The following is a 5,088-nucleotide window of genomic DNA, read 5'->3' as shown; positions in this document are numbered from 1 at the left end:
GGTGGGGAGCTGCCGGACGGAACCGGCCGGGGCGGCAGGGAGATGGCCGCGGGAGGATCCCGCGGCCATCCGGCGAATCAGGTGGAAATGTGTTCAGCGATTGCGCAGCGGGGCGAGCGCGGTGCTCCAGGCCACGACCTGGTCGAGGGTGGTGCTCAGCGCGTCCTGCTGGAACTGGTTCGGCTTGAAGACGCTGAAGTTCTCGAAGTCCGTGAAGAGCGACAGCGCCACCTGGGACCGCACGTCGGCCATCTGGAGTTCGCCGGCGATCAGGCGCAGGTGCTCGACGGCGCGGGTGCCGCCGACCGAGCCGTAGCTGACGAAACCGACCGCCTTGTTGTTCCACTCCGCGTAGAGGAAGTCGATGGCGTTCTTCAGGGCACCCGAGGTGGAGTGGTTGTACTCCGGGGTGACCATCACGAACCCGTCGAACGACGCGATGGTGTTGGCCCAGCGCAGCGTGTGCGGCTGGGAGTACTGGCCCATCGACGGCGGGTACGCCTCGTCGAGGTGCGGCAGCTGGTAGTCGAGCAGGTCGATCAGCTCGAACTGCGCGTCGGTGCGCTGCTTGGCCACCTCGAGCACCCAGCGGGCGACGGATTCTCCGTTACGCCCCGGGCGGGTGCTGCCGAGGATGATCCCGATCCTGGTCATGTGTCTGGTGCCCTTCCAGTCCGACGGTCCTTGCCTGGCGTCGCCGAAGCTAGCGAGCGATTGCTTGACCAAGCAAATATCCATGGCCGACGTCACATCACTGAGGTGAAGGTTGTCCGGTCAAGCAACTAGGATGAATGGCATGTCCCGGACCTCCCGAGAACCCGAACCGCTCAGCCCCGCCGAGGAGGCGCTGGTCCGCTCCCTCGGCCGGGTCATGTACGTGCTGCCCCGCGCGATCGACGCCGACATGGTGGGGGAGCGCCAGCTGCCCCTCACCGAATACACGGCCCTGATGCACCTGTCGGAGGCGCCGGGCCGGCAGATGCGGATGAGCGAACTCGCGGGGGCGTGCGAACTCTCGCTCAGCGGGATGACCCGGACCATCACCCGCCTGGAGACGGCGGGGCTGGTCGAGCGGGTCAGGTGCGAGAAGGACGCCCGCGGCTGGAACGCCGTCCTGACCGACGCCGGCTTCGCCCGCCTGGAAGAGTCCTGGCCGAGTCACCTGGCCAGCGTGCGGCGGCGGTTCCTGGATCATTTCGAGGGCTTCGACCTGGTCCAGTTGGCCCGCGCGTTTCAGCAGATCGGGACGGCCGACTGAGCCGGGCCGTGGTGCCTCGGTGGCGCCCTGCCCTCGTCCTGCGGAAGAGCCGGCGCAGGGCGCACCCGAAGCGGCCGCGGCCGAACGGAACGGCCGACACCAGGGGCGCGGCGGCCGCGAAAGCGACCGTGAGGGCGTACCCGGGCCGGACGCCCTAGGGTGGTCACCGTGGCGACCCTTCTCCTTCTGCGACACGGCCGGACCACCGCGAACGCCGACGGCGGCCTGGCCGGCCGGCAGCCGGTCGAGCTGGACGAGACGGGTCGCGCCCAGGCCACCGCGGTCGGGGAGCGGCTGCGCGGCCTTCCGCTCGCGGCGGTGGTGACCAGCCCGCTGATCCGCTGCCGGCAGACCCTGGACCTGGCTCTGCCGGAGGCGGAGCCGGTGGTGGAGGAGGGGCTGATCGAGTGCGGGTACGGCAGCTGGGAGGGGCAGCCGCTGAAGAAGCTGGCCAAGGAGCCGCTCTGGCCGGTGGTGCAGCAGCATCCGAGCGCCGCCGTCTTCCCGGCGGGGGAGTCGATGGCCGCGATGTCGGCGCGGGCGGTGGCGGCGGTGCGGTCCTGGGACGCCCGGATCAGCGCCGAGCACGGTCCGGAGGCGGTCTGGCTGGCGTGCAGCCACGGCGATGTGATCAAGGCCATCGTGGCCGACGCGCTGGGCGTACACCTGGATCTTTTCCAGCGGATCGTGGCGGACCCGGCGTCGGTGACGGCGATCCGTTACACGCCGTTGCGGCCCTTCCTGGTCCGGCTCAACGACACCGGCGGCGATCTGGCCGGGCTGGTGCCGCCGCCGCGCAAGCGGCGTCGACGGGCCACCCGCGCGGTCGACTCCGACGCCGCGGTGGGCGGTGGCGCGGGGGCGGCCCGGTGAGCCGCGTCGCCACGCCCGGGGCGCCGCGGCGTGGCCGGTGGCGTTTCGCCCTGGGCGGAACCACCGTCGGTGCGGTGCGCGACGCCTCCACCCGCCGGATAGGGTCGTGGGTATGACCCACCAGGTGCACGCCTTCGAGCCGCCGGAGCGGTTCGTCGCCGGGACCGTCGGCCCGCCGGGGGAGCGTACGTTCTTCCTCCAGGCGCGCGGCGGTGGCCGGCTGGTCAGCGTCGCGCTGGAGAAGGTCCAGGTGTCCCTGCTCGCCGAGAAGCTGGAGGAGCTGCTCTCCGAGGCGCAGCGCCGGTTCGGCGTGGACCTGCCGGAGACGACCCCCGCCGCCGGCGACAACGACCCGCTGGACACCCCGGTCGACGAGGAGTTCCGGGTCGGCACCCTGGGCCTGGCCTTCGACGTGGACACCGCCACCGTGGTGATCGAGGCGATCGCCGTCGGTGAGGCGGAGGCCGAGGTCGAGCTGGGCGACGTGGAGGACGACGAGGACGCCGACGAGGAGCCGGACGAGCCGGACGAGGACCTCGACCGGCTGCGGGTGCGGCTCACCCCCGAGGCGACCCGCGCCTTCATCGAGCGGGCCCGCCGCGTGGTCAACGCCGGCCGCCCGCCCTGCCCGCTCTGCGGTCAGCCGCTGGACCCGGCCGGCCATCTCTGTCCGCGGCACAACGGTTATCACCGGTGACCTCGTCGGAACTCCAGCCCCGACAGGACAGCGCCGTCGCTCTCCGCCTGCTGATCGACGGTGAGCTCGACCTCGAGGGGCGGCTGGTCGACGCCTCCAACACCACGCTGCGCGGCATCCTCAGCCTGGACGGGGTGACGGCCCGCTGCGTCTACAAGCCGGTACGCGGCGAGCGCCCGCTCTGGGACTTCCCCGACGGTACGCTCGCCGGCCGCGAGGTGGCCGCCTACCTGGTCTCCCGCGCCACCGGCTGGGACCTGGTGCCCCCGACGGTGCTGCGGGACGGCCCGTTCGGTCCGGGCTCGTGCCAGCTCTGGATCGACGAGCCGGAGGACGGCGAGCCGCTGGTCGGGTTCGTGCCGGCGGACGCCCTGCCGCCGCGCTGGTTCCCGGTCGCCGCGGCCCGCGACGACGACGGCGCCGCGTACGCCCTGGCGCACGCCGACGACCCTCGGCTGGCCCGCCTCGCCGTCCTCGACGCGGTGCTGAACAACGCCGACCGCAAGGGCGGCCACGTGCTGATCGGGCCGGAGGACCGGATCTACGGTGTGGACCACGGGGTGTGCTTCCACATCGAGGAGAAGCTGCGCACGGTGCTCTGGGGCTGGGCCGGCCGGCAGTTGCCGCCCGACGCGGTGGAGATGCTCGACGCGCTCGCCGGTCAGGTCGCCGGACCGCTCGGCGAGGAACTGGCCGAGCACCTGACGATCGGCGAGGTCGCCGAGCTGGCCGCCCGCGTCGACCGGCTGCGGGAGAGCGGGCGGTTCCCCCAGCCGCCGGAGGACTGGCCGGCGATGCCCTGGCCGCCGATGTGAGCCGTTGTCGCGTTGATCACGCCCAGGGCGGCATCGGGCGGGTGGGCGGCTCGTTAGGCTGACGGTCATGGAGTCTTGGGTGGGACACGAGGTGCCACGGCTGCCGGGTGTGGGCGTGCCGCTGAGGTTGTACGACTCGGCGCGGCAGGGCGTCCAGTCCAGCGAGCCCGACGGCGCCGCCTCGATGTACGTCTGCGGCATCACCCCGTACGACGCCACCCACCTCGGGCACGCCGCCACGATGATCACGTTCGACCTGGTGCAGCGGATGTGGCGGGACGCCGGCGTGACCGTGCGCTACGTGCAGAACGTCACCGACATCGACGATCCGCTGCTGGAGCGGGCCGAGCGTGACGGCGAGGACTGGAAGGTCCTGGCCATGCGGGAGACCGCGCTGTTCCGGGAGGACATGGAGGCGCTGCGGATCATCCCGCCGGCGCACTACGTCGGCGCGGTCGAGTCGATCCCGGACATCGCCGACAAGGTCCTCGTCCTGCTCAAGGACGGCGCCGCATACCGCCTCGACGACGGCACCGGCGACGTCTACTTCGACATCTCCGCCGCCCCGGCGTTCGGGTACGAGTCGAACCTGACCCGGGAGCAGATGCTGGAGATCTTCCCGGAGCGCGGCGGCGACCCGGACCGGGCCGGCAAGCGGGACCCACTCGACCCGCTGCTGTGGCGCGGCGCCCGGGAGGGCGAGCCGTCCTGGCCCGGCGGCGAGCTGGGCGCCGGCCGCCCCGGCTGGCACATCGAGTGCGCGGTGATCGCGCTGAACCTGCTCGGCGACCGGATCGATGTGCAGGGCGGCGGCAACGACCTGCTCTTCCCGCACCACGAGTGCTCCGCCGCGCACGCCGAACGGCTGACCGGCCAGGCGCCCTTCGCCGACCACTACGTGCACGCCGGCATGATCGGCCTGGACGGCGAGAAGATGTCCAAGTCCAAGGGCAACCTGGTCTTCGTCTCCCGGCTGCGGGCCGACCGGGTCGACCCGATGGCGGTCCGGCTGGCCCTGATCAGCGGCCACTACCGCGCCGACCGGTCCTGGACCGAGGACCTGCTCGTGACCGCGCAGGAGCGCCTGGCGCGCTGGCGCCGGGCCGCCGCGGTCCCCGCCGGGCCGTCCGGGGCCACGCTGCTGGCCGGGGTACGCGCCCGCCTTGCCGACGACCTGGACACGCCGGGCGCGCTGGCGGTCGCCGACGAGTGGGCCGCGCAGGCCCTCGCCGGCGTCGCCGACGACGCCCAGGGCCCCACCCTCTTCGCCGACACCGTCGACGCCCTCCTCGGCATCCGCCTCTGAGCTCCCCGCCTCGGCGCTCCGCTCCCCGCGGCAGCTGGGCGCCTCGCTGCCGGGTGGCCAAGCGGTTCGCCTTGATCGTCTGCGGTTCAGCGGCGGCACCGACGGCGTGTCACCCTCGTGCACCGCAGACGATCATGGA

The 5,088-nt window shown here is 72.8% G+C and carries 6 protein-coding genes; 5 read left to right on the top strand and 1 reads right to left on the bottom strand.

Annotated elements, in window-relative coordinates; genetic code table 11:
• Nucleotides 1–93: 93 nt before the first annotated feature.
• The gene (locus DKT69_RS27820; protein WP_109804445.1) at nt 94–654 is read right to left on the bottom strand and encodes an NADPH-dependent FMN reductase; all 561 of its coding nucleotides are present in this window, start codon (nt 652–654) and stop codon (nt 94–96) included.
• A 142-nt stretch (nt 655–796) separates the two neighbouring features.
• On the opposite strand from DKT69_RS27820, the gene DKT69_RS27815 reads away from it, so the two are divergent.
• The 5 genes from DKT69_RS27815 to mshC all read left to right on the top strand — a co-directional run bounded on the left by DKT69_RS27815 (nt 797) and on the right by mshC (nt 4,949).
• Nucleotides 797–1,258 (top strand): MarR family winged helix-turn-helix transcriptional regulator, encoded by a 462-nt coding sequence (locus DKT69_RS27815; protein WP_109804444.1) that lies wholly within the window; start codon nt 797–799, stop codon nt 1,256–1,258.
• Nucleotides 1,259–1,417: 159 nt separating this feature from the next.
• Nucleotides 1,418–2,131 carry a histidine phosphatase family protein gene (locus DKT69_RS27810; RefSeq protein WP_109804443.1) on the top strand — a complete coding sequence of 238 codons (714 nt, stop codon included), beginning with the start codon at nt 1,418–1,420 and terminating at the stop codon, nt 2,129–2,131.
• Between the two features lie 112 nt (nt 2,132–2,243).
• Nucleotides 2,244–2,828: a DUF3090 domain-containing protein gene (locus tag DKT69_RS27805; RefSeq protein ID WP_109804442.1), complete on the top strand. Its 585-nt coding sequence runs from the start codon at nt 2,244–2,246 to the stop codon at nt 2,826–2,828.
• Entirely contained in the window at nt 2,825–3,643 is an 819-nt protein-coding gene (locus tag DKT69_RS27800; protein WP_109804441.1) for an SCO1664 family protein, read from the top strand. Before DKT69_RS27805 ends, DKT69_RS27800 begins: the two co-directional genes overlap by 4 nt.
• A 67-nt stretch (nt 3,644–3,710) precedes the next feature.
• On the top strand, nt 3,711–4,949 hold the full coding sequence (gene mshC / locus DKT69_RS27795) for a cysteine--1-D-myo-inosityl 2-amino-2-deoxy-alpha-D-glucopyranoside ligase (protein ID WP_109804440.1): 1,239 nt from the start codon (nt 3,711–3,713) through the stop codon (nt 4,947–4,949).
• The last annotated feature ends 139 nt before the right edge of the window (nt 4,950–5,088 follow it).

It is taken from the genome of Micromonospora sicca (assembly GCF_003172935.1).
In the GTDB taxonomy this organism is placed as follows: domain Bacteria; phylum Actinomycetota; class Actinomycetes; order Mycobacteriales; family Micromonosporaceae; genus Micromonospora; species Micromonospora sicca.
The sequence above is the reverse complement of the archived record's forward strand: the minus strand, read 5'-3'. Positions and strand labels throughout refer to the sequence as shown.